This window comes from Reyranella sp., from assembly GCF_050185545.1.
Lineage (GTDB): Bacteria > Pseudomonadota > Alphaproteobacteria > Reyranellales > Reyranellaceae > Reyranella.
The window spans coordinates 4,842-9,272 of the sequence record NZ_JBFWZI010000237.1 but is presented as its reverse complement, the minus strand read 5'-3'; the positions used below and the strand labels follow the sequence as shown (position 1 = coordinate 9,272).

Genomic DNA, 4,431 nt, shown 5'->3' with positions numbered 1-4,431 from the left:
CAGACGCCCCTCATAGCCACGATCGCCGCGGGCCTGATGCTCGCGTTTTTGTTCGGGCTCGCCGCGAATCGGCTGCGGGTTCAGCCGATCGTGGGCTATCTGCTGGCGGGCGTGGTCGTGGGCCCGTTCACGCCGGGCTTCACGGCCGACTTGCCGCTCGCCGCCGAGCTGGCGGAAATCGGCGTGATCCTGCTGATGTTCGGCGTCGGCTTGCACTTCTCGCTGAAGGATCTGCTGTCAGTGGCCCGCATCGCGGTTCCCGGCGCCATTGGCCAGATCGCCGTGGCGACGGCGATGGGGGTCGGCCTCGCCCATCTGCTGGGCTGGCCGCTGCCGGCGGGGCTGGTGTTCGGCCTGGCGCTCTCGGTGGCGAGCACGGTGGTGCTGGTCCGGGCGCTGCAGGATCGCCACATGCTCGACACCGACCGCGGCCGCATTGCCGTCGGTTGGCTGGTCGTCGAGGACCTTGCGATGGTTCTTGCCCTGGTCCTGGTGCCGGCCGCGGCCGTCATCATGTCCGGCGACGGTGTCCCGCCGAGCCGCATGGCGTTCCTGCTTCTCGTGACCTTGGCCAAGGTCTCGGCGTTCGTGGCCTTGATGCTGCTCGTAGGACGTCGCGTGATTCCGTGGCTCATGCACCATGTGGCGCACACCGGCTCGCGCGAGCTGTTTCGGCTGGCGGTCTACGCCATCGCACTCGGCGTCGCCTTCGGGGCGGCCAAGCTCTTCGGCGTTTCCTTTGCGTTGGGCGCCTTCTTCGCCGGCATGGTGATGGGAGAGAGCGAGCTCAGCCAGCAGGCGACCGAGGAGGCGATGCCGCTGCGGGATGCCTTCGCCGTCCTGTTCTTCGTATCGGTCGGCATGCTGCTCAATCCGGTCGTCTTCGTCGACGCGCCGCTGGCGGTGCTCGGCACGGTCGCCATCATCGTGCTCGGCAAATCGGTCGCGGCCTGGCTGATCGTGCGTGCCTTCGGCTATCCCAACGCGACGGCACTGACCATCTCCGCCAGCCTTGCCCAGATCGGCGAGTTCTCGTTCATCCTGATCGGTCTTGGCATATCGCTCGCCCTGGTGCCCTCCGACGCGCAGAACCTCGTGCTGGCCGGCGCCATCGTTTCCATCGTCCTCAATCCGATGATGTTCGGGCTCGTGGAAAGGTTGCGTCCGGTGGAGCGGCTGGGCGAACCCAAGCAAACGCCCAGCATTGTGCCCACGACCCGCGCTGGGCATACCGTGCTGGTAGGCTATGGCCGCGTCGGCTCGTACGTCGGCGCGGTCCTGGCAGGCAGCGGCGACTCCTTCGTCGTCATCGAGACTGGCCAGCGGGCCGTCGAACAGGCGCAGCGCGACGGTGCCGAAGTGATTGTCGGCAATGCGGCAGCGCCGGGCATCCTGGCGGCCTCCAATATCGCGGGGGCGCAGCGGATAGTGGTGACCATTCCCGAGGCCTTCGAAGCCGGCCAGGTCGTCGAGCAGGCGCGTGCCGCCAATCCCTCGCTGGAGATCCTGGCGCGCGCGCACTCGGACGCGGCGGTTGAGCACCTGGACAAACTTGGCGCCGATCTTGTCGTTTCGGGCGAGCGCGAGATCGCCGAGCGGATGCTGGATCGGATACGAGACAAGGGGCCGTAGAGCTCGAGCTGCCGACGCGAAGCGCGCATTTTTCTACGAGGCAGCTCGACCTCACGCGCTATAAGCGTGTGTAATCGCTTGAACGAGACGGCATGTTTCACGAGACCTCGCTGGTGGCCACGATCGTAGTCGGCCTTGGGCTGGCCTTCGTCCTTGCGGCGATCGCCAATCGCATCAAGGTCTCGCTGCTCGTCGGCTACCTGCTGGCGGGTGTGGCGGTCGGGCCCTTTACGCCAGGCTTCGTCGCCGACCAGAAACTGGCCGCGCAGCTCGCCGAGATCGGCGTCATCCTGCTGATGTTCGGCGTCGGTCTTCACTTTTCGACCAAGGATCTGCTGGCGATGCGCAGGGTCGTGGTGCCCGGTGCCCTGGTGCAGATGTCCGGCTCGACGCTGCTCGGCATGGCAGTGGCCTGGCTGCTGGGCTGGCCGCTGGCGTCGGGCTTCGTGTTCGGCCTTGCCCTGTCGGTCGCCAGCACCGTCGTCCTGATGCGTGCGCTGCAGGAGCACCGCCTTCTCGACAGCGAGCGCGGCCACGTCGCCGCCGGCTGGTTGGTGGTGCAGGATCTGCTCATGGTGCTGGCCCTGGTCCTGCTGCCGCCGCTCGTCGAGCTGCTGAAGGAGATGCCGTCCAGCTCGACGCAGCGTCTGGACCTTCAGCATGTTGCGACCACGACCGCCGTCACCCTGGGCAAGGTTGCTGCTTTCATCGCACTGATGCTGATGGTGGGGCGCCGGGTCATCCCGCAGCTCCTGCACTACATCGCCCATACCGGATCGCGTGAGTTGTTCCGCTTGGCGGTGCTGTCGGTAGCGCTCGGGGTGGCATTCATTGCCGCCGAGCTGTTCAGCGTGTCGTTTGCGCTCGGTGCGTTCTTCGCCGGCATGATTCTGAGCGAGTCGGAGCTCAGCCAGCGGGCCGCCGAGGAGTCGTTGCCACTGCGCGATGCCTTCGCCGCCCTGTTCTTCCTGTCGGTCGGCATGCTGTTCGACCCGGCCGTTTTCGTCCGCGAGCCGCTGCCGCTGCTGGCGACGCTGCTCGTCGTGCTCGTGGGTAACACAACGCTGGCCTTTGGCATCGTGCGGTTGCTCGGCTATCCAAGAGACACCGCGCTGACGGTCGGCGTAGGACTGGCCCAGATCGGCGAGTTCTCCTTTATTCTGGCTGATCTCGGCATTGGCCTGGGCGTGCTGACGGAGCGAGCGCGCGACCTGATCCTGGGCGCCTCGATGCTGTCAATCCTGCTCAATCCGCTGATGTTCGCTGCCAAGGACCGTTGGAAGGCCCGCCTTCGGCCCGCAGGCGACGTCGCACCGCAGAAAGACACCGAGGTCGATCTTCCCGTGACATCGCTCGAGGATCACGTCGTGCTGGTTGGCTACGGCCGCGTCGGCAGCATCGTCGGCGAACGCTTGCATGCCGATGGTGTGAAGCTTTTCGTGATCGACGAGTCGGCCGCAATCGTGGAGCGGCTCCGCATGCGGCGTTTCGAGTCCGTCCCCGGCAACGCCGCAAATGAAGCGGTGGCGCGTGCCGCCAACCTCGCCCGCGCCCGGCTGCTGATCGTCGCCATTCCCAATGCCTTCGAAGCCGGCCAGGTGGTGCAGCAGGCCAAGCGCGTCAATCCTGCTCTCAAGATCGTCGCGCGAGCACACTACGACGCCGAGGTCGAGCATTTGCGCGGGCTGGGTGCCGATCAGGTCATCATGGGCGAGCGCGAGATCGCCCAGGCCATGCTGCGGACAGTGCTGGGTGTCCCCGAAGCTCCTTTGACCGAGGCCCGGCACGGCACCCAAGATCAAAAGGATGCCGATCGATGACGGTCTCCCGGTCACATGCAACCATGCGACCCATGGAGAGGGCCAAAGGTCCGCGCAAACCTCTTCAGTTAGGTCCAGTTGGCACGGAGTACTCGTATGAAGGGGATCGTTCATCGTTTCCCATGGTTCTTTTTCTTCGCATCTAAGATCAACAGGAAGCAATTCGGTGCGGATGGATTGACGGACATCAAAGCCGGCTAAGGGTCTGTGATGGAATAAGTGCTTTAGTTCATCCAGTTTCCGTGATCCGGAGAACACCTCGACACAGTCGATCGTTTCCCGCGTTGTTCAACGTAACCGGGCCGGTAGTTTCTTCCACTCCAAGCTGCGGCTAAGGATTGTTGCCCAGGAGGTCACCATGAAAGCGCAGGACATTATGACACGTGAGGTCGCCACGGTGAGGCTGAAGACTTCCGTGCGCGAGATTGCGGCCCTCATGATGGAGAAAGACATCAGCGGCGTGCCCGTCGTCAGCGACGATGGAACGATCGTCGGTATGGTCAGCGAAGGCGACCTGCTGCACCGAGCGGAGGTGGGAACTGAGCGCAAGCACAAGTGGTGGTTCCGGCTGTTCGCCGACTCCGACACCGCTGCAGTCGAGTACGCCAAGGCCCATGGGCTCTCGGCGGGGGATGTCATGTCCCGCTACGTCATCTCGGTTCGCGACGAGGCCGATCTCAGAGACGTTGCTGATATTCTCGACAGCCATCGCATCAAGCGCGTTCCGGTTCTGCACGACGGCCGTCTCGTCGGGATCATTTCGCGTCGCGATCTTGTGCGGGCCTTGAGCCAGGTTCAGGCTGCCAGTGCTGACGTGAAGGTGGACAACGCCGCTCTGCACAGGGCGTTGTCCGATCGGTTCAGGAGCCATTCGTGGCTGAGCGATGCCTACGTCAATGTCACTGTGAACGATGGGGTCGTGGAGCTTTGGGGATTTGTCGTTTCAGCCGACCAGCATCGCGCATTGAGAATCCTCGTC

General features: G+C 64.5%; 3 protein-coding genes. All 3 read left to right on the top strand.

Annotated features, from left to right (window positions below):
* On the top strand, positions 1–1,632 hold a 1,632-nt coding region (gene ybaL, locus AB7O82_RS34285; RefSeq protein WP_428621439.1), incomplete at its 5' end, for a YbaL family putative K(+) efflux transporter.
* Between the two features lie 92 nt (positions 1,633–1,724).
* Positions 1,725–3,452 carry a YbaL family putative K(+) efflux transporter gene (gene ybaL / locus AB7O82_RS34280; protein ID WP_428621438.1) on the top strand — a complete coding sequence of 576 codons (1,728 nt, stop codon included), beginning with the start codon at positions 1,725–1,727 and terminating at the stop codon, positions 3,450–3,452.
* A gap of 358 nt (positions 3,453–3,810) precedes the next feature.
* Positions 3,811–4,431, top strand: a 621-nt coding sequence (locus tag AB7O82_RS34275; RefSeq protein ID WP_428621437.1) for a CBS domain-containing protein, incomplete at its 3' end; no start/stop codon positions are given.